The organism is Variovorax paradoxus EPS, assembly GCF_000184745.1.
In the GTDB taxonomy this organism is placed as follows: domain Bacteria; phylum Pseudomonadota; class Gammaproteobacteria; order Burkholderiales; family Burkholderiaceae_C; genus Variovorax; species Variovorax paradoxus_C.
In genome coordinates this window covers 3,894,096-3,913,389 of sequence record NC_014931.1, presented here as the reverse complement: position 1 = coordinate 3,913,389, position 19,294 = coordinate 3,894,096, and the positions used below count along the sequence as shown (strand labels likewise).

The 19,294-nt window shown below is 62.2% G+C and carries 16 protein-coding genes; 9 read left to right on the top strand and 7 right to left on the bottom strand.

Annotated features, from left to right (window positions below; translation table 11 throughout):
• Positions 1–3 precede the first annotated feature (3 nt).
• The 5 genes from VARPA_RS18065 to VARPA_RS18045 all read right to left on the bottom strand — a co-directional run bounded on the left by VARPA_RS18065 (position 4) and on the right by VARPA_RS18045 (position 4,222).
• Positions 4–231, bottom strand: coding sequence for a hypothetical protein (locus tag VARPA_RS18065; protein ID WP_013542028.1), 228 nt, complete (start codon positions 229–231; stop codon positions 4–6).
• A gap of 102 nt (positions 232–333) precedes the next feature.
• Complete coding sequence (locus VARPA_RS18060) at positions 334–951, bottom strand: TorD/DmsD family molecular chaperone (protein WP_013542027.1); 618 nt, start codon at positions 949–951, stop codon at positions 334–336.
• Positions 948–3,026: a 4Fe-4S dicluster domain-containing protein gene (locus VARPA_RS18055; RefSeq protein WP_013542026.1), complete on the bottom strand. Its 2,079-nt coding sequence runs from the start codon at positions 3,024–3,026 to the stop codon at positions 948–950. Before VARPA_RS18055 ends, VARPA_RS18060 begins: the two co-directional genes overlap by 4 nt.
• On the bottom strand, positions 2,986–3,639 hold the full coding sequence (locus VARPA_RS18050) for a DUF3306 domain-containing protein (protein ID WP_013542025.1): 654 nt from the start codon (positions 3,637–3,639) through the stop codon (positions 2,986–2,988). The genes VARPA_RS18055 and VARPA_RS18050 overlap by 41 nt, the downstream gene beginning before the upstream one ends.
• On the bottom strand, positions 3,632–4,222 hold the full coding sequence (locus VARPA_RS18045) for a DUF3305 domain-containing protein (RefSeq protein WP_013542024.1): 591 nt from the start codon (positions 4,220–4,222) through the stop codon (positions 3,632–3,634). The genes VARPA_RS18050 and VARPA_RS18045 overlap by 8 nt, the downstream gene beginning before the upstream one ends.
• 382 nt (positions 4,223–4,604) lie before the next feature.
• Here VARPA_RS18045 and VARPA_RS18040 point away from each other — a divergent pair, with 382 nt between their 5' ends.
• The 6 genes from VARPA_RS18040 (at position 4,605) to VARPA_RS18015 (ending at position 12,568) form a co-directional block, all read left to right on the top strand.
• Positions 4,605–6,392: an NADH-ubiquinone oxidoreductase-F iron-sulfur binding region domain-containing protein gene (locus VARPA_RS18040; RefSeq protein ID WP_013542023.1), complete on the top strand. Its 1,788-nt coding sequence runs from the start codon at positions 4,605–4,607 to the stop codon at positions 6,390–6,392.
• Positions 6,393–9,266 (top strand): formate dehydrogenase subunit alpha, encoded by a 2,874-nt coding sequence (gene fdhF, locus VARPA_RS18035; RefSeq protein ID WP_013542022.1) that lies wholly within the window; start codon positions 6,393–6,395, stop codon positions 9,264–9,266.
• An 8-nt stretch (positions 9,267–9,274) separates the two neighbouring features.
• Positions 9,275–10,186 carry a formate dehydrogenase accessory sulfurtransferase FdhD gene (locus VARPA_RS18030; protein ID WP_013542021.1) on the top strand — a complete coding sequence of 304 codons (912 nt, stop codon included), beginning with the start codon at positions 9,275–9,277 and terminating at the stop codon, positions 10,184–10,186.
• A gap of 552 nt (positions 10,187–10,738) precedes the next feature.
• The gene (locus tag VARPA_RS18025) at positions 10,739–11,101 is read left to right on the top strand and encodes a hypothetical protein (protein ID WP_049794432.1); all 363 of its coding nucleotides are present in this window, start codon (positions 10,739–10,741) and stop codon (positions 11,099–11,101) included.
• 506 nt (positions 11,102–11,607) lie between these two features.
• On the top strand, positions 11,608–11,892 hold the full coding sequence (locus VARPA_RS18020) for a hypothetical protein (RefSeq protein ID WP_013542019.1): 285 nt from the start codon (positions 11,608–11,610) through the stop codon (positions 11,890–11,892).
• Positions 11,893–12,349: 457 nt separating this feature from the next.
• Positions 12,350–12,568, top strand: a complete 219-nt coding sequence (locus VARPA_RS18015; protein WP_013542017.1) for a hypothetical protein — start codon at positions 12,350–12,352, stop codon at positions 12,566–12,568.
• Between the two features lie 13 nt (positions 12,569–12,581).
• On the opposite strand, the gene VARPA_RS18010 is transcribed toward VARPA_RS18015, so the two are convergent.
• Both VARPA_RS18010 and VARPA_RS18005 read right to left on the bottom strand, forming a co-directional pair.
• On the bottom strand, positions 12,582–14,153 hold the full coding sequence (locus VARPA_RS18010; protein WP_234974771.1) for an ATP-binding protein: 1,572 nt from the start codon (positions 14,151–14,153) through the stop codon (positions 12,582–12,584).
• A complete protein-coding gene (locus VARPA_RS18005) occupies positions 14,150–15,652 on the bottom strand; it encodes an ATPase domain-containing protein (protein ID WP_013542015.1) in 1,503 nt (500 codons plus the stop codon). The genes VARPA_RS18010 and VARPA_RS18005 overlap by 4 nt, the downstream gene beginning before the upstream one ends.
• A 427-nt stretch (positions 15,653–16,079) precedes the next feature.
• On the opposite strand from VARPA_RS18005, the gene VARPA_RS18000 reads away from it, so the two are divergent.
• The 3 genes from VARPA_RS18000 (at position 16,080) to VARPA_RS30655 (ending at position 19,281) form a co-directional block, all read left to right on the top strand.
• A complete protein-coding gene (locus tag VARPA_RS18000) occupies positions 16,080–16,994 on the top strand; it encodes a phosphoribulokinase (RefSeq protein WP_013542014.1) in 915 nt (304 codons plus the stop codon).
• A 62-nt stretch (positions 16,995–17,056) separates the two neighbouring features.
• Positions 17,057–17,896 (top strand): EamA family transporter, encoded by an 840-nt coding sequence (locus VARPA_RS30660; RefSeq protein WP_013542013.1) that lies wholly within the window; start codon positions 17,057–17,059, stop codon positions 17,894–17,896.
• Complete coding sequence (locus VARPA_RS30655; protein WP_013542012.1) at positions 17,896–19,281, top strand: RuBisCO large subunit C-terminal-like domain-containing protein; 1,386 nt, start codon at positions 17,896–17,898, stop codon at positions 19,279–19,281. Before VARPA_RS30660 ends, VARPA_RS30655 begins: the two co-directional genes overlap by 1 nt.
• The last annotated feature ends 13 nt before the right edge of the window (positions 19,282–19,294 follow it).

Sequence of the window (19,294 nt, the reverse complement as noted above, 5' to 3'; positions counted from 1 at the left end):
TCCTCAGGCTGAAGCGGTCTTGTAGTAGCGCTTGACGTGCTCGCTCAGGGAATAGCCGCCGCCGTTTTCGGGCGCAGGCGGCAAGGAGGGAGCGGCGGTGGCGACGGGCGCCTCGACAATTTTCGGCAGCGCCGTGACGGCTGCTGCGGCGACGCCGGCGGTCGCGGCGCCGAGGAAGAATCCCCGACGAGAGGCCGGCTTGAGGCCGGTGTCTTTTTGGCTGTCCTGCATATTGGCTCCAGGAGTGGCTAGGTGCGACACGTCATGAAATACGTGAGTGCTTTTGGATACTAGACCAGCAACACTTCACGGGCAACCCGGTTTCCCCTTCCATCAGGCCATCATGTCGAAAGCCTGTGCCTCGACCTCGCCGAACGCGCGCGTGAAGACCGCGAGTGCTGCATAGAACCGGGCTTTGGAATGCTGGGCGACAGCGTCGCACAACGCGGGCAAGAAGGGCTGGATGTGCTTCGAGAAAATAGCCTGTTGTTGTGTAAGGTTGGCGACGGCCACGTCGTCGCCGGCGATCAGGTAGCGCATCACCTCGAACAGGCAGGCGATGTGGTCCTCGGTTTCATAGGTGGCCTCGGTGCGCGCAAGACCCAGCCGGTCGAGGTCGTGACGCAGTTGCACGAGCGGCTTGTCGTTGAGAAAGCCGCTCAGGTAGTGCGAGCCGAAAAGGAAGATATCGGGCTTGCCGATGCCGCCGAAGAGCGCGTCGTACTCGTCGTGCGCGGCGGCCGCGCTGGTGTCGCGCGCGATGCCGACCAGTTGGCGCCACGGCTCCTCCAGAAAGGCGCCCGCGGCCGGAGCCTCGGTCGGCGCAACCTGGAAAGCCTCCAGCAGCCCGGCATCGGGTGCCGCGTACCAAAGGCGCGCCAGCAGGCCGTAGAGCTCGGCGCGTGCCACTTCCTCGTCGAGCGCGGAGGACGCGGGAAAGGTCTCACTCATAGCGGGGCGATCTTCACTTCGTTGGTGGCACTGTAGAGGTCGATGACCCGGCAGTCGCTGCACATCTTGAGGCGCTCCAGCGCTTCCCCCTGGAACATCGCATGACCCGCCAGCTTGCCGAGCATGGCTTCGATCGCCTTCTGCGTGCCGAAGGGCTTGCTGCAGCGGATGCATGCCCAGGGCTTTGCCTCGTTGAGAAGCACCTGCTGCTTGCGTTCGGGCGAAGCCAGCAGGCGTGGCACGAGCGAAACGGCATCTTCTGGGCAGGTGATCTCGCACAAGCCGCATTGAACGCAGTTCTTCTCGATGAAGCGCAACTGCGGCGCGGTCTGGCTGTCCAGCAGCGCGCCGGACGGGCAGGCGCTGACGCAGGCCAGGCACAGCGTGCACTTTTCCTTGTCGACTGCGATGGCACCGAGGGGGGAGCCTGGAGGCAGGCCGAAAGCCAATGGCGCATCGGCAGGCGCCTGCAGGGCAGGGGCCGCACCCATCAAATGGTCGAGCGCCATCTCGAGCCTGTCGCGCTTGACCGCGCCGATTGCGAAACGGGCCGGGGTTGCGGGCACTTGCTGTGTCGTCGTGCGCAAGCCGGCCAGCGCGGCATCCAGCACCGCCGTCGAATCGGCCTCGATCACGCGGAAGTGCGTTCCGGTGTAGCCCAGCCCCAGCAGCAATGCCTGGGCGATCTCCATCTGCTTCTTGAGCGCTGCCAGGTACTGCGGCGCTTCCTCGCGGGTACAAAGCACGATCACCTGCGAAGCACCGAAGGCGATCGCGCTGAGCCACAGATCGATGCCGGTGCTCGCCGCGTGAAAGAGGCCCACCGGAATGACCCGGGCCGGCACGCCTTGCGCCTTGCCCAGTTGCGCCTGCCGTCCGAGTTGCTCGACCAGCGCCTGGCCGCCTTCCTGGCTGTGCAGAAGCAGCGCGGCATCGCGGCCGCCCGCTGCGGCATAGGTGGTGAGCAGCTCGCGCAGCTTGAGTCCTTGATCGGGAGCACGGGGGTAGGTGTAGCCCAGCGCGCCTGTCGGGCAGACCGTCGTGCACGCGCCGCAGCCGACGCACAGGTTCGGATTGACCACGATGCGCTGGCGCTGCTTGTCGCTGGCAATGGCATGGGCCGAACACACCTCGACGCAGGCATTGCAGCCGACCACCTCGTTGCGGCTGTGCGCGCAGAGGCTCTGCTTGTAGTCGAAGAACTTGGGCTTTTCGAACTCCCCGACCAGCTCGCGCAGGCGCAGCAGCGTCTGGAGGCCCTCGGCATGCGCGACGCCGCCCGGCAAGTGGAAGTAGCCCTGGGGCGGCGCATGCCAATCGATGCGCGGCGAGGCGCCGAGATCGAGCACCAGGTCGAACGCCGCGTCGAGCACCTGAGGCTCGCGCGCGAAATTGATCGCACCGGCCACGCTGCAGGCGCGCTCGCAATCGCGGTGCGACGTGCAGCGGGCGTTGTCGATCTGGTAGTCCAGGCCGATCGCCTGTTCGGGGCAGGCTGCGATGCAGGCATTGCAGCGCGTGCACAGGTCGAGGTCGATCGCGTTGTCGCGCGTCCAGCGGAGCTTGAAGGCGCCCAGCCAGCCTGCGAGCGAATCGATGCGGCCCGCGATCACCGGCCAGCGGCGCTCCTGTGTGCCGCCGAATGCGCCCGGACCCTGCGCCATCAGGGTCACGTCGAGCGTGTCGCCGACCAAGGCCGCAGCGCGCTCGGCCTCGTCGAGGGGCCCGATGATCAGCAGCCGGCCCTGGCTGTTGTAGCTCACGGTCGAGACCGGTTCGGGCTCGGGCAGGCTGGCCGCGGCCAGGAGCGCTGCGATCTTGGGCATCGCGCTTTTCGCGTCGCGGCTCCATCCGCCTGTCTCGCGGATGTTGACGAAGCGGATCGAAGAAGTCGCAGCGGGCGTCTGCGTGGCGAGTTCGCCGAACAGCCGCTTTTCCTGGGTACAGGCGACAACCACTTCGTCTCCGGACTGGATGGCGCGCTGGAAGGAAGCGGCTTCGCGGCGGCAGAGCGCCGAATGCAGGGGAAGGGATTCAGCCAGTGCCGCGCCGAGTGTCTTCGGCTCGAGCGGCATCGTCTGGTTGCAGTCGCAGATCAGCGTGGTGGTCATCGTTTTCTTGGCTGGCTGGTTGCGCATCGGCAACCGGCGGGCTGGGAAGATCTCCGGAATCGTTGGACTGTGCCACGTCCTCCGCCCCCATGGCTTTGGGGGTTTCAGGGGGAATGCGCTCGGGCTCCTCGTCGAAGAGCTTCAGGAATTTGGCGCTCGCCATCTGGCGCAACACGCTGTCGGGCATCGGCGTGGGCTTGGAATAGTCGTCGACGTAGGTGTCGAGACCGTCCATCACATTGAAATGCGGATCGGAGAAGAGCTTGCGGAAGGCCGCGTTCTTGACCTCGGGCGCGACCTCCTTGGCCAGGAAGGGCTTGTAGTCCGACTCGATGCCCAGCCCTTCCACATCCACGAGCGTCAGCGGTGGCGCCTTCTCCAGTTCGTTCGCCGGCTCTTTCTCCAAGGCAGGGGGCGCATGCGGGGGCAAAGCCTGCGGCAAAGGGGAAGTCTCCGTCGCTGGCATCGGCATCGGCGCAGACACCAACTCCGGCGCCGTCTTCGCTTCGACTGATGCTTCGGCCTCCCGCACCTCTTGCTTGCGTCGTGACCACCGTCCGAGAAAACCCTCAGACATCCCCGGCTCCCCGCCCGCGCTTCTTCTCGGTCGTCACGCTCGCGGCGTTGCCGAAACGATCGACCAGCGACCGGAAACTCTCGGGCCGACGACGTCGCTTCGGCTCGATCACGTAGTGCTCGTCCACGAAAGCGCGTGCCCAGTCGATCACTTCCGTAGGCGCCGGCACCTGCTCGACGGTTTCCTGCGCGTCGAGCCAGCGCCCGGCCTCGTAGTAGCTGAGCGTCACCACGACCGGACGCGGAATCGGCTCGGGTCCGAGCGTCGCCTCTTCGTCCATGCGCCAGAGCACGAACCAGCAGGGTGTCGGCGTGGTCGCGTTGAGGTGGTAGCCCTCGGCCTCGTCGCGGAACAGTTCGACCTTGAAGCCCGGATGCAACCAGCGTTGCTCGCCTTCGTCGTCGTGCAGCAAGCGCGGCTCGGTGCCGAAACCGGGCTCGTCGGGCATCACGCTGTCGAGCGTCCAACGCCAGGGTTGCCAGTGGCTGGACGGGCCATGCAGCCGCTCGCGGCGCATGACGACCGCGACATCGAGCGTCGGGCGGCCGGAGGCGGAGATCGCAGGGGTTTCCGAGGAGGGCATGGGGAGAACGATAGTCGATGCTTCAGCGATGCTCAGGGACAGTTGGGGGTGCCCGCGCGACGGAAGTACAGCCGCCGCCTCGTCGATACGCCACAAGAATACATGGGGTAGCATGCCGCGCAAATAAGGAGTCGCATGGGCAAACGCCGAGGCAACTCCGCAGCATGGCGAGCTTCGGGTTTCGCCCGATCGCCGTGCTGCGATAAGTTGACCACGATCAATGACCTGGCCTCGGGCACCCATCAGCATCGTCACTCAACCGGGTGGCCAGCAGGACTTGTCCGCGCCCGACACACGGAATGTGACGCCGCCGGCGTCATGTTGGTCCCACATACCTTTAACCCCACCCACTGCTGCGAGGCCTGATCGCTTCGCCGATGCCATGACCACAGCCATGCGCGCACCTGAACCGGTGCGACTAGCCACATTGGACGAACTCCGCGGTCAGATACGCCGCAAGGGCAAGCTCAAGGGACGCCAACCCGACCACGTGGCACTCGAGGAGGTTCAGGCGCTGCTCGGGCCCGGGCCGCACAGGAGGGATCTGCTGATCGAGCATCTGCACCGCCTGAACGACGAATGGCAATGCCTGCACGACCGGCATCTCGTTGCGCTCGCTCGGGAAATGAATCTGCCGATGGCCGAGGTCTTCGAAGTGGCGACCTTCTACCACCACTTCGAAGTGCTTCGCGGCGACGACCAGCCCGCCGCGCTGACCGTGCGCGTCTGCGACGGGCTCTCATGCGAACTGGCGGGTGCCCGCGATCTCTTGCAGCGCCTGCCGGCAATGCTCGGCGCCGACGTGCGGGTGATCGCGGCGCCTTGTGTCGGGCGCTGCGAGCAGGCGCCGGTGGCGGTGATCGGCCAGGCCCCCGTGGTCAGGGCCACGGCGGCCAATGTCAAGGCAGCAGTCGATCAGGACGCAAGGGCGCACGGGCTGCCTGCCGACGACGGGGTATTCGATGCCGCAGCGGCGGGACCGGTGTCCATCACCTCATCGCCAGAAGAAACGGCACCTGCCTATGTCGGCTATCAGGCATACAGGGCGCGCGGTGGTTATCAGCTCGCGGCCGCGGTGGCCTCCGGCGCCAGGCCGGTGGACGACGTACTGAAAACAATGACCGATTCCGGCCTGCGCGGCCTTGGAGGCGCGGGCTTTCCCGCAGGGCGCAAGTGGGGCATCGTGCGGCAGCAATTGGCGCCGCGCCTGATGGCCGTCAACATCGATGAAGGCGAGCCCGGGACGTTCAAGGATCGAACCTATCTGGAGCGTGACCCTCATCGATTCCTCGATGGGCTGCTGATCGCCGCCACAGTGGTCGGCATCGACGCCTGCTATGTCTATCTGCGCGACGAGTACCACGGCTGCCGCGCGATCCTCGAACGCGAACTCGCACTGTTGCAGGCAAATCCGCCTTGTGCGTTGCCGCGCATCGAGCTTCGGCGTGGCGCGGGCGCGTACATCTGCGGCGAGGAGTCCGCGATGATCGAGAGCATCGAAGGCAAGCGGGGCGAGCCACGCATGCGGCCGCCCTACATCGCGCAGATCGGGTTGTTCGGCCGGCCGACGCTCGAACACAACTTCGAGACCCTCTATTGGGTGCGCGACATCGTCGAGCGTGGTGCGGCATGGTTCAGCGATTTCGGCCGCAACGGACGCCATGGCCTCCGGTCGTTCAGCGTGAGCGGCCGGGTGCGGGAGCCTGGCGTCAAGCTGGCGCCGGCAGGCATCACATTGCGCGAACTGGTGGACGAGTTCTGCGGCGGGATGCTCCCGGGGCACGACCTCTACGCCTACCTGCCCGGCGGAGCGTCAGGCGGCATCCTGCCAGCCAGCATGAGCGACATTCCGCTCGACTTCGACACCCTGCAGCCGCACGGCTGCTTCATCGGCTCGGCCGCGGTCATCGTGCTGAGCCAGAAGGACCGTGCTCGCGACGCCGCGCTGAACATGATGCATTTCTTCGAGCACGAGAGCTGTGGCCAGTGCACGCCGTGCCGTGTCGGTACCGGCAAGGCGGCCCGGTTGATGGCGGAACCCCATTGGGACCACGCCACGCTGGAGGATCTGAACCAGGTGATGGTCGACGCGTCGATCTGCGGGCTCGGTCAGGCGGCGCCGAATCCGGTTCGCTGCGTCCAGAAATATTTTCCCCACGAGGTGCTTTGAATGAATGCACGCGAAGGAACCCTTCTGACGCCCGCCGTCGTCGAGTTCGAACTCGACGGCAGGCCGGTCCAGGGCTACGAGGGCGAAACGATCCTGCAGGTGGCGGATCGGCACGGCGTCGAGATTCCGCGGCTTTGCTACACGCCCGGCTACCGTGCAGACGGCAACTGCCGCTCCTGCATGGTCGAGATCGATGGCGAGCGCACCTTGGCGCCGAGCTGCTGCCGCGCGCCCGTCGCGGGCATGAAGGTGCAGGCGAAAAGCGAGCGTGCCCTCAAGAGCCAGAAGATGGTCCTCGAGATGCTGCTGTCGGACATGCCGCAGAAGGGCCACAAGTGGATCGGCAACGACGAGACGCTGCAGCATGGCGAGCTGAGCGAGTGGGCATCGCGCATGGATGTCGAAGTCCGCCCCGCGCTGGCGGCCATCAGCCGGACGCAGCCCGCGCCCGACCTGTCGCACCCGGCCATGGCCGTCAATCTCGATGCCTGCATCCAATGCAACCGCTGTGTGCGCGCATGCCGCGAGGAGCAGGTCAACGACGTGATCGGCTATGCCTTTCGCGGCCACGACAGCGCGATCGTGTTCGACCTGCAGGACGGCATGGGCGACAGCACCTGCGTGGCCTGCGGCGAATGCGTGCAGGCCTGCCCGACCGGGGCCCTCATGCCCAAAAGCCACATCGGTGCCCAGGAGGTCGATCGCAAGGTCGACTCGGTGTGCCCGTTCTGCGGCGTCGGCTGCCTGCTGACCTACAACGTGAAGGACGAGGTCATCGTGAGCGTCGACGGCCGCGATGGTCCGGCGAACCACAACCGCCTGTGCGTCAAGGGTCGCTTCGGCTTCGACTACGCACACCATCCGCAACGGCTGACCAAGCCGCTGATCCGCAGAGCCGGCGTGCCCAAGGACCCCGATGCGATCGGCGACCCGGCCGACTGGAGCAAGGTATTCCGCGAGGCCACCTGGGAAGAGGCGCTCGACCTGGCGGGCAGCAAGCTCAAGTCCTTGCGCGACACGCATGGTCTCAAGGCCCTGGCCGGCTTCGGATCGGCCAAGGGAAGCAACGAAGAGGCCTATCTGTTCCAGAAGCTGGTGCGCACCGGCTTCGGCAGCAACAACGTCGATCACTGCACGCGCCTGTGCCACGCCTCCAGCGTCGCGGCGCTGCTCGAAGGCGTCGGTTCCGGCGCGGTGAGCAACCAGGTCAGCGACGTCGAGCACGCCGGCTTGATCCTGGTGATCGGATCGAACCCGACGGCCAATCACCCGGTCGCCGCGACGTGGATGAAGAACGCCGCAAAGCGCGGCACGAAGATCGTGCTTGCCGATCCACGGGTGACGGACATCGGCCGACATGCCTGGCGCACGCTGCAGTTCCGCGCGGACACCGACGTCGCGCTGCTCAATGCGCTGATCCACACCGTGATCGACGAAGGCCTGGTCGATGCCGATTTCCTGACCCGTCGCGCAAGCAACTACGAGGCGTTGAAGGCCAATGTGCAGGGCTATTCCGCGGAGGCGATGGCGCCGATCTGCGGCATTCCGGCCGAGACGATTCGCGAGGTCGCACGCGAGTTCGCGACGAGCAAGGGCTCGATGATCCTGTGGGGCATGGGCATCAGCCAGCACGTGCATGGCACCGACAACGCGCGTTGCCTGATCGCGCTCGTCAGTGTCACCGGGCAGATCGGCAAGCCCGGCAGCGGATTGCACCCGCTGCGTGGGCAGAACAACGTGCAGGGTGCCAGCGACGCGGGCCTGATCCCCATGATGCTGCCGAACTATCAGCGCGTGGACGATCCGGGCGTGCACGCGTGGTTCGAAAATTTCTGGGACGCGCCGCTGGACAACAAGCCCGGCTACACAGTCGTCGAGATCATGCACAAGGCGCTTGCGCCGGACAGCGATCCGCACAAGATCCGCGGCATGTACATCATGGGCGAGAACCCCGCGATGAGCGACCCGGACTTGAACCATGCACGCCATGCGCTGACCTCGCTCGATCATCTGGTCGTCCAGGACATCTTCATGACCGAGACCGCCTGGTATGCCGATGTCGTGCTGCCGGCGAGCGCCTGGCCGGAGAAGACCGGGACCGTCACGAACACGGACCGCATGATCCAGATGGGCCGCCGCGCACTGAATTCGCCTGGCGATGCCAAGCCCGACCTGTGGATCATTCAGCAGATCGCGGAGCGCCTGGGCTTGTCGTGGAACTACGAAGGCCCTGAATGCGGCGTCGCGGCGGTCTACGAAGAAATGCGCCAGGCGATGCATGCCGTGATCGAAGGCGTTACATGGGAACGCGTCGAACGCGAGCAAAGCGTGACCTACCCCTGCTTGTCCGAGGACGATCCAGGGCAACCCACCGTGTTCATCGACACGTTCGCGACGAAGGACGGTCGCGTCAAGCTGGTGCCGGCGGACATCATTCCCGCCAATGAGCGGCCCGACGCGGCATTTCCCTTCGTCCTGATCACCGGCCGCCAGCTGGAGCATTGGCACACCGGCAGCATGACGCGGCGGGCCAGCGTGCTCGATGCGATCGAACCGATTGCCACTGCATCGATGAACGGTGGCGACCTGCGCAAGCTGGGTGTCGAAGCGGGCGACGTGATCACCGTGAAGTCTCGTCGTGGCGAGGTCGCGCTGAGCGTGCGGCGCGACGACGGCACACCGACGGGAGCGGTGTTCATTCCGTTCGCCTATTACGAAGCGGCCGCCAATCTGCTGACGAATGCGGCGCTCGATCCGTTCGGCAAGATTCCAGAATTCAAGTACTGCGCGGTGGCCATCACGGCGGGGGGAACCCCGGCGCCGACAACGGGCTACGGCCGAGAAAGCACGGAGGCGGAACCCGCGGTGGCGTAGGATTTCGCATGCCCACATTTGAAGACGAAGAGCCGCTGGCTTTCGACGCCGTCCAGTTGCCCCGGCGTGCCGACGCGCCTCGGCTGAATCAGGTGCGCGGCACGCTCTTGCGCCGCATCGAGATCGTCGATCAGCACGGAGAACGCCGCGACATCGATATTCCGGCGGAGCGGCCGTTGACGGTCTTCGTGGACAAGCGCGAACTCGTGACGCTGATGACCCTGGGCGCCGCGCCCGGCTTGCTGGTGCTGGGCTATCTGCTCAACCAGGACCTGATCCGCCATGCGAGCGATGTCGAGAGCATCGATGTCGACTGGAGCGTGGACGCCGCGGCCGTGAAGACGCATCGCGGCATCGACGGCCTCGCAGAGAAGACCGCGCGCCGGGTCGTGACCACCGGCTGCGGGCAGGGCACCGTTTTCGGCGATGCAATGGCCCAGATCGGCGCCGTCCAGCTGCCGACGTCGCAGTCGGCGCGCATCGCGCAGGACACGCTGCTGCGCATTCTCGAACTGATGAAATCGCGCAACAGCGTGCATCGGCAGGCAGGGTCGGTGCACGGTTGCGCGCTCTTCAGCGGAACCGAGATGCTGGTGTTCGTGGAGGACGTCGGGCGTCACAACGCCATCGACTCCATCGCCGGGTGGATGGCGGTCCATGGCATCGACGGCGGAGACAAGGTCTTCTACACAACGGGGCGCCTGACGAGCGAGATGGTGATGAAGTCGGCCCACATGGGCGTGCCGATCATCGTCTCGCGCAACGGCGTCACCGCGATGGGGCACGAGCTGGCAGGGAAGCTCGGCATGACGCTGTTCGGGCGCGCCGCCGGTCGCCACTTTCTCTGCTACTGCGGATTCGAGCGCTTCGATGCCGATCCGATGCCCTACGCGCCGGCGCAGGCCCTTGCCGCCGAATGAGCTTCGGGCAGGACGACGAACGGACAAATCGGGCGGGCAAAAAAATACCCGCCGAAGCGGGTTCGAGGAGCCCTTTGAGGGCGCTCTAAGGACAAAACAGAGAGCTCTTCTTCTATGCGGCCCTGTTGCGTGACAGCCCCTCGATCGTCGGTGGAGCAGTTGTTATCGGCTGTAAGCCAAAAATAGGCTGTTCGCGTAGGACACACCTAAAAACGTGAAGTATTTGGCAGGCGCGAAAGCCACTCGGACGGGAGATGGGTCCGAAGTGTCGGTCTCGTCTGACAGAGGCGGCTTGTGCGAAGCCCTAGATTTTGCGGACTCGCTTCGAACTGCGAGTTCTCTGTGTGTGACAGCACTTGAAGAGATTCAACCCAGCCGCGTGCTGGGTTTTTTTGGCCTCGGCGTTCCAAACGGCCGTGAATTAATGCCATTTTTGGCCATCAACTTTGTGTAATTGTGTCTTTGTGCCTCATGTCGCAGGCCGACACATTCCCAATGTGCGGATCGCTGCAGCACACTCTTAGCAACAAAAAGAGGTGTCTCATGGGAGTTATGAATGAACTGTCACCTGAGGTGGACACATTCGTGTGCCGCTTCAGCATTCCGATCCGGCTCGATGAAGAGCGGTTCCAGTATTTCCCCGTCGTGGGAGTTTTTCGCGGCATGCCGTTCGAGCAGGTCGACCGATGGGTGATGCGGCCGGACGGCCGCGCGCGCACCGATCGCGAACTGGCGGCCGAGGTTCTTCTGGAGCTGCGCAGGCCGCTCGGCTCCACGGTCAAGACGGCTTCGCTCAAGTTCGGGATCACCGATGTGCTCGAGGTGGATCGGGCCGCGGCCATCATCGTGTCGACGTTCCTGGCCGAGCTTCCGCGCGAGACGGAGCGGGAAGTCGAGAGCAAAAGCCCGGGTTAGCCCGATTCGATCGGCCATGAAAAAGCCCGCACGAGGCGGGCTTTTTCGGGAATGTGGTCGTGAACTCTCACGCGGTCCACGGTTACGGCAAATGTTCAATTGCGGAAGCCACCTGTTATTTTTTTCGTCGGAGTGACTTCGACGCGCCGGTGTGAGATTCGGCTTGCCTGGCCAGGCAACACCCAGAGCAAGTCGGGGCGGAGGCGGATTGTAGCAGATGGCACTTTTGTGCCCGGCAAAGAACGAAATCTGCAGCGCATCCAAATATTTTTCGCCTGCTGCTGCTTTTGCAGGCACCGTGTTGCAGGCCACGCCAGGCAACGATCCCGAACTCTTCACACATGGTTTTCCACAACATTGTCCCCATTGAAAATGGAAAACCTGACATGGCCATGTGCTAGGTAAAACGTAGTTGCAGCAACCGGGGTAGGTGCGCTCTGACAGACGTCATGGGGCTCGCGGGAGGAACATCTCTTCACCGCACTTTTCGCGGCAAGGAGCATGAAATGACCTTCGACTTCTTGTTTCGTCCGAGCCACACCGCATACCTCAAAAGGGCGTCGGCATTGCTCGAGGAAGCACAGATGGCCCGCATCGAACACCAGGCTGCGGCGGAGCATCACAGCGCATTGGCGCGAATGTACGCAGAGCGTGTGAGGCGGCTCGAGAGCGAGCTCTATCGGCAGCCGCGCGGCGCGGAGCAGGGACCCGCCGACGTCCTCGCGGAGGACCGGCCCCAGTTGTATTCGCTGGATGGCAACCGCAAGCCGGGCTTGACCTCCGCGACCTGAGGGCCGTCCCTATCCCGGGGATGAATATTGTCAAACCCGCGGCAGGTGCAGACGCGGCACCATGACGACTCACTTCGCTGTTGGAGAGTCGCATGAAGACATTCAGAAAAGTCATTGGTGGAGCCATCTCGCTGGCCGGGGCGGTGGTGATCGTCGCGCAGCATCTGTAAGAGGCTCGATCAGGAAGGCTGCCGGTCGCAGATGACTTTCGGCACTGGCGGGAGACCGGGCGCATCACTAATCTAGTTACCTTGATTGCGATGACGCACAACCGGTCTTCAGCCCGGCTTAAGGTTGGAGAACGATACTGAATCTTGACGGTCTTCCGGCGTTGGTAGAGGTCGCTTCTGCATCTGCTTTTGCACCCGCTCATCGAGCGGTTCCTCGAGGCTGAAGGTCGTCAAGATTTCTTTCTCCGCGCTCCGCATCTCCATCAAGCGTCCAGGGATTCAAGAAGATGCGCCACACGTTGTTGCACTACCTCTCCACGCAGCGATTGCCCGCCACCGTCGCGGGTGTGCAAGGCATTGCCGCCGTACAGGCCCTGCTGATGGAGGGCTGCGTCAAGGCGGTGCTTCCATCGAAGCGCTCCGCCGAGGCCAGCGTGCCGGTGGCAACGGTGACCGAACTCACCCGGCTCGGCCACCGCGCGCTGCGCCGGTTCAGCGGCGCTTGAAGCGCCACTTCAGCTAGCGCTGCGCCAGCCGCCGCAGCGCCATCGACAGCTCTTCCATGTCGACGGGTTTCAGGAGGTGGTGGTCGAAGCCGGCCTGGGCAATGCGCACCCTGTCGTCCGGCTGGCCCCAGCCCGTGAGGGCGATCAGCGTCAGCCCGCTGCGCGCCGGGTCGGCCCGAAGCCTGCGAGCCAATTCGCAGCCGTCCATTCCGGGCATGCCGATGTCCAGGATCGCCAGCGAAGGGCGAAAACTTTCCGCGATCTTCAGCGCTTCGGCGCCACTGAACGCCACCGCGGTGCGCGCCCCGAGAAGGCCCAGCAGCGCCGCGAGCGACTCCGCCGCATCGCGGTTGTCGTCGACCACCAGGATGTCGTGCCGCGCGATGGCTGCTTCGGTCGAGGGCGCTGCGCGCTTCCCGGCGTCCGCGTCGTGCGCGATCGCCAATGGCAGCGTCACCACGAACTCGCTGCCCTGGCCGAGGCCCTCGCTCTTTGCGCTGACCGTGCCGCCATGCAGTTCCACCAGGCTCTTCACCAGCGTGAGCCCGATGCCCAGGCCGCCCTGGGCGGCCCTGGCCGTGCCGCTCACCTGCACGAACATGTCGAAGATCGACGCCAGCATGTCGCGTGGAAGGCCGGCACCGTTGTCGCGAACGCGAACCACCGCATTCGCACCGTCGCGCTCGACGAACACGTCGATCCGTCCGCCTTCGGGCGTGTACTTGGCCGCGTTGTTCAGGAGGTTCGAGAACACCTGCGTGAGTCGCACGCCGTCGCCTTCGACGGCCAGCGGAGCATCTGCTGCATGCACCTCCAGCCGATGGCGGCCGGCGTCCATCAGCGGGCGGCTGAGTTCCACCGCATCGCGGATCACCTGGTCGACCATCAGCTCGCCGAGCTGGAGTTCGATCTTCCCGCGGGTGATGCGCGAGACCTCCATCAGGTCGTTCACCAGGCGCACCATGTGGTCGATCTGGCGGCCCATGAGCTGGTAGTAGGGCAGTGCGGCCTCGGGCGTAAGCGGCTTGCGCGTGAGGATGGCCAGCGCCGTGCTCAGCGGCGCCATAGGATTGCGAAGCTCGTGCGCCAGCGTGGCGAGGAACTCGGTCTTGCGCTTGTCGGCTTCGCTCAGGTCATCGAGGATGCGGCGCAGCTCGTACTGGCGCCGCCGGGCTCGCAGGGCGCTTCGCAGTGCGCTGACCAGCGCCGCCACCCGTATCGGCCGCTCCAGCACCGTGACGTTGGCCATGCCTTCCATGGCCACGGCGATGGCGCGCGAATCGGCGCCCTGGCGGGCCAGCACCAGCACCGGCAGGTCCGACCAGGGCGGCTGCATCGACACCGCGTCCGACAGGGCGGCAGCATCGTCGCCCGACAGCATTTCCTCGGACACCAGGATGGCGCCCGCGCCCCGGCCGATTTCCAGCACCAGCTCCTGCAGCGTGGCGCAGACCCGGGTGGCGATGCCGGCGCGTTCGAGCACGGCCGTCGCCATCACGGCGTCCCTCGAAGTTGCCGTCCTGAGCAGGACGCGCAGTTGCGTGTCTTCTTGCGTGATGGTGGAGGCCGTCGCGTTCGTCGTCACGGCGGAGTGGCGGTGACGCCATCGATAGGCACCGGAATGCCGCTCAGGATGCCCCGGAAGTGGCGCAGGGGTTCGCCCACATGCAACCCGCTGCTGGTCATCGAGAAGTCGCGAATGGTCCGCTCGTGCGCGCCGCCGCGTTTCTTCAGCACCGAGATGGCCTGCCGGACCTCGCCCTCGAACTCGAAGTAGCGCAGCAGGACGACCGCATCCGCCAGGTAGCTGGCATCGACCGGCGTCTGCATCTGCATGCCGATCAGCCCGTGCTGCGCGCCGACCAGCAGCGTGGCCACGCCGGCCTGCCCGAGGTAGGTGAGCAGTTCATGCAACTGGACGATCAGAAAGCGCTCGTCGGGCATGGCGTTGAGATAGCCGTTCAGGCTGTCGATGACGACGACCGTTGCGGCGTGCTCGGTCACGGCCAGGCGGATCTCGTGGACCAACTCGCCTGGCGAGAGCTCGGCGGGGTCGACCTGCTTGATGCGCAGGTGGCCCGACGCGATGTACGGCTCCAGATCCATTCCCAGGCCGGCGCAGCGCGTGCGCAGCGTGTTGACGCTCTCGTCGAAGATGAAGAGCGCGGCGCATTCGCCGCGCCGGGCGGCGGAAACGGCGAACTGCACCGCCACCGACGATTTGCCCGTGCCCGGCGCCCCGACGAACAGGGTGCTCGTTCCCTTCTCGAGACCGCCTCCCAGCAGATCGTCCAGTTCCGCGATGCCGCTGGGCATCTTGACCAGCGGTCCGCTGGTTGCATGCTCGGAGGCCACGAGCCGCGGAAACACCTGCAGGCCCCCGCGATGGATCTTGTAGTCGTGGAAGCCGCCGCGATAGGCCTGCCCACGGTACTTGACCACCAGCAGGCGGCGCCGCGCCGAGCCGTAGTCGGAATTGAGCTGCTCGAGCCGAAGCACGGCGTGCGCGATGCTCTGCACCTGCAGGTCGTGCTCGGTGGCGGTCATGTCGTCCAGCAGCAGCACGGTGCATTGCCGGCCCGCGAAGAACTGCTTGAGCGCGAGGATCTGCCGGCGGTACCGCAGCGACGTGCCCGACAGCAGCCGCAACTCCGACAGCGAGTCGAAGACGATGCGCGATGGCTTGAGCGTGTCGACGTCGCTGAGGATGCGCAGCGTGGTTTCGCTCAGTTCCACCTCCGAGGGGTGGAACATCGTGTACTGCTCTTCGGGGTGGAGGCTGTCCTGCGCGGGGAGCATCTCGCGAACGTGGATCCCCGACAGGTCCCAACCGTGCGAATTGGCCACGCCGCGCAGTTCCTGTTCGGTTTCCGAGAGCGTGACGTACAGGACCGACTCGCCCGCCCTGGCGCCCTCGAGCAGGAACTGCAGGGCGATGGTCGTCTTGCCGGCGCCGGGCGTTCCCTCCACCAGGTAGAGGCGGTTGGGCTCGATGCCCCCACCGAGCACGTCGTCCAAACCTGGCACGCCGATGCCCAGCAGACCGTTTTTCCGTCCCCCGAGGCGTGATGCCTTGGCCTCCATCGTTGTTGCTCCATGAATGATTCGGATACCAAATTCAATCATGCGAGCATCAAAAACCCATGCAGGACAAGGCCGGGAAAACGGCCCATCCCTTGTCGGCGAGGACCGATTTTTCTCGTGATGCCCAGCGAGGAGAGGGTGCGCCCGAGCCAGCTATGCGAGCCCAAAAACTATTCCCTTGCCATACCACGCGATGCTTCCTGTAAGCGTCAACAGATGGAAGATTCCCTCATATTCGTATGAATTTATTGATCTTGTGCATGGGTTAAAGAAATAAAACAATGCCCTGTCGGTCATTAAAACGACATGGTTGTAACCGATCCAAAAAGATCGAGCATTACTTCATGTCTAAGAAGGAAATTAAAAGAACGGGCGCCGTCAATCGATGATTTAGACAAATAATTATTTCAGCCAGGGAGGGAGTTCGATTTCTGCAAAGCATCCCATTATTTCAATCACGGGCTCTTCCGGAGCTGGAAAAACATTAATCACGAACATAGTTCAGGATATTTTTCAACGTGAAAAAATCTGTTCTGTGCTCATCGAGGGGGATTCGTTCCATTGTTACGATCGCAAGGCCATGAAAGTAGCGATGGCGGATGCGGCCAAGCAGGGGAATCCCCATTTTACGCATTTGCATCCGGAAGCAAATCTGTTGAATGAACTCGAGAATTTATTCCGCGAGTACAGCGAGGCAGGCACAGGCAAGCTACGGCATTACGTGCATAACGAAATCGAAGCAGATAAATGGGGAAAAAATCTTGGAAACTTTACTGAATGGGAGCCTCTGCCCGAGAACACCGATTGCCTCTTGTATGAAGGGCTGCATGGCACCATTGTCACGGACAAGGTCGATATTTCCAAGTATGTAGACCTTACGATTGGCGTAGTCCCTACAATTAATCTGGAATGGATTCAGAAACTGCATAGAGACACTACTTCCCGTGGCTATACGGCAGCCGAAGTAACGGAATCCATTTTGCAGCGCATGCCTGACTACGTAAGGTATTTGTGCCCACAGTTCTCTCGGACGCATGTCAATATTCAGCGCATCCCGATCATTGACTCGTCCAATCCCTTCTCGTCTCTAAATATCCCGAGCGAGGACGAGATTTATGCTGTGATTCGCTTGACACTCAACGAATCCGATGACTTCCAATTTCTAAAAAATACGCTGCAGGGCGCATGGATGGTCAGACCGGACATAGTGGTCGTGCCAGGCAGAAAGCTGGAGCCAGCGCTGCTGCTAATTTTCACGACTCTCGTTCGGCGTTTAATGAATGCGCGACGTGAAATCATGCGAAAGACACAAGCCGAAAGTGCGAGCGTCTTCCCATCGTAGTCCGTTGGACATTATCAATACCAAGAAAACGATCACTCCACGTGATTCGGCAGAGGCTATGTATGGAATTGACTGCTTTAATTCTGATAATTGTATCGGCGCTACTTCATTCCATTTGGAATGCTGGCCTCAAAACGGTAGCCGACGTGTCGGCTGGTGCGGTTTTATTGGGCGGCATCGCCTGTTTAATTGCACTTGTAGCTGGGAGCGGGGAGTTGGGATCCGCCCTTACAGCAAAAACATTGCCATTTACAATTAGTGCAGGGTTATTTGCTGGCTTTTCTCTTGCGACTATCAGTCTTGCTTTTCAAGGATCAAGTTTAGGCCTGGCATATACCATATCCCGTGCTGGTGCGATCTTGCTTCTATGGCCGGTATCATTTTTCTATCTCGGAGAAAAGATTACTCCAACCGGCGTTGCCGGGGCTGCAATTTTGACTGTTTCTCTCTCGTTGATGATGCTTCAGGGGAAAAAGGAGAAGCTGAATCAACATTTGTGGTGGGCAGCGGCGTCCGCACTATGCATCGTCGGTTACAGCGTCTTTTATAAAAAGGCAGTGACTGCAGGCGCCAATCACTTCGCGCTGCTAGGGGTGTCTGATGTGATTCGTGTCGCTATTGCCTATCTTTTACTTGGCAAGGAGAGGCGCAGTCGGGTTTATCAAGTGAGCAAGACATCGTTGGGACGTCTCTGCATTCTTGGATTGATGAGCTTCGGAGGGTTCAGTATTTATCTCCATGCACTCAAAGACTCTGGGGCAGCACAGCTCACCACACTGAGAAACCTGAGCATTCTTTTTACGGCGGTCGCGGCGCATTATTTGGGAGAAAAGCTTGGCCTGAAGTCATATGGACTGATCTTTATATCTTTAATTGGAACCATCCTCGTCGGGATAAAATAATGAAATCATCGAGTTCATACCTGAAATATGTTGATATCGGTCTTGAAGTTGATTCGGAAAAAAATGTGGTTGCGACTTATCTGATAGAGAAAGCGGTGACTTCTCGACTGGATGGCCTCGCATTCTTAGGCTCAGTTGCGGCAGAATCATCGACCGGAACCTGGACCGATGTAAAGACCGCGACCGCCGGGGCAAACCTGATTGCGGGCAAGGTCTTCGCCTATGATCCCGCTGTAGGCATAGCAAAAATTGCGTATCCAATTGATTTATTTGAACCTGGCAATATAAGTCAATTGCTGACGGTTATTGCCGGTAATGCATTCGGCCTTGCCGATGTTTCCAAGCTGAAGCTGATGGATATATCGCTCCCAAAAATGTATTTGGCGTCCTACCTTGGACCAAGGCATGGAATAAAGGGCGTGTATGAGCGGTTAAAAATAGAAAAAAATATCCCGATCATCGGATCTATTATCAAACCGAAATGCGGCCTCACGGCAAGCGAACACGCCGAGATTTGTTTCGACGCCTGGTCTGGACTTGCTAGTGAAGGCGGAACGCACGGTGTCGATATGGTCAAGGATGACGAAGCCCTTACGCACCAGCCGGCATTCGGCAGTGATTTTTACACACGGATTCGCCTTTCGATTGACGCCATGAAAAGGGCGGAAGATATCAGTGGTCGAAAGAAAATCTATGTGCCGAATGTCACGTCGTCCAACGTATTGGAATCGATAAGGCGAGCTGATTTTGTTGCGAGACTGGGGGGAGACGCAATCATGATCGACTTTGTGATGGGCGGTTGCTCTCTTCTTCATACCCTGCGAAATCAGGACCTGGGCCTCATTATTCACGGGCACAGAACCCTTTTTGCCGCATTGCATCGAGCCCAGGATTTTGGTGTTGATTACATGGTTTGGGCGAAATTATTCCGAGTAATTGGAGGGGATCAGGTTCACACGGGCACACCAGCCATAGGCGTTATGAGTTCCAAAAAAGCCGCTGTACTCGATATCGTTGCATCGGTTACGGAAGCGACTTATCTACCCTCAACCTCCTCAGCGTCAGGGCTGGCCCAGGATTTCGATGGATTGCGTTCTGTTTTGCCTATTTGCGGCGCTGGTCTTGATCCTTTGACTACGGAGAAAATCGTTAAAGAGCTTGGTCCAAGAGTCGCCCTGTTCGCGGGAGGCGGGGTGCATGGTCACCCGGGTGGCACCCGCGCCGGCGCCGCGTCTCTTCGAGAATCGGTGGAGGCGGTGCATAGCGGGACGTCATTTGAAGATTTTGCGGCAACAAGGAATGTTCCTTGGCTGAACGAAGCATTGAAGCATTTCGGCGCATTTGATAAGCAGTCCCCAAATTCCGACGCCGGGGTGAATATGTGAAATCGATCGAGCG

Bases quoted from the DNA above. Each gene is read 5' to 3' on its own strand.
- VARPA_RS18065 (WP_013542028.1), bottom strand. From the start codon at position 231: ATGCAGGACAGCCAAAAAGACACCGGCCTCAAGCCGGCCTCTCGTCGG.
- VARPA_RS18060 (WP_013542027.1), bottom strand. From the start codon at position 951: ATGAGTGAGACCTTTCCCGCGTCCTCCGCGCTCGACGAGGAAGTGGCA.
- VARPA_RS18055 (WP_013542026.1), bottom strand. From the start codon at position 3,026: ATGCCGCTCGAGCCGAAGACACTCGGCGCGGCACTGGCTGAATCCCTT.
- VARPA_RS18050 (WP_013542025.1), bottom strand. From the start codon at position 3,639: ATGTCTGAGGGTTTTCTCGGACGGTGGTCACGACGCAAGCAAGAGGTG.
- VARPA_RS18045 (WP_013542024.1), bottom strand. From the start codon at position 4,222: ATGCCCTCCTCGGAAACCCCTGCGATCTCCGCCTCCGGCCGCCCGACG.
- VARPA_RS18040 (WP_013542023.1), top strand. From the start codon at position 4,605: ATGACCACAGCCATGCGCGCACCTGAACCGGTGCGACTAGCCACATTG.
- fdhF (WP_013542022.1), top strand. From the start codon at position 6,393: ATGAATGCACGCGAAGGAACCCTTCTGACGCCCGCCGTCGTCGAGTTC.
- VARPA_RS18030 (WP_013542021.1), top strand. From the start codon at position 9,275: ATGCCCACATTTGAAGACGAAGAGCCGCTGGCTTTCGACGCCGTCCAG.
- VARPA_RS18025 (WP_049794432.1), top strand. From the start codon at position 10,739: ATGAATGAACTGTCACCTGAGGTGGACACATTCGTGTGCCGCTTCAGC.
- VARPA_RS18020 (WP_013542019.1), top strand. From the start codon at position 11,608: ATGACCTTCGACTTCTTGTTTCGTCCGAGCCACACCGCATACCTCAAA.
- VARPA_RS18015 (WP_013542017.1), top strand. From the start codon at position 12,350: ATGCGCCACACGTTGTTGCACTACCTCTCCACGCAGCGATTGCCCGCC.
- VARPA_RS18005 (WP_013542015.1), bottom strand. From the start codon at position 15,652: ATGGAGGCCAAGGCATCACGCCTCGGGGGACGGAAAAACGGTCTGCTG.
- VARPA_RS30660 (WP_013542013.1), top strand. From the start codon at position 17,057: ATGGAATTGACTGCTTTAATTCTGATAATTGTATCGGCGCTACTTCAT.
- VARPA_RS30655 (WP_013542012.1), top strand. From the start codon at position 17,896: ATGAAATCATCGAGTTCATACCTGAAATATGTTGATATCGGTCTTGAA.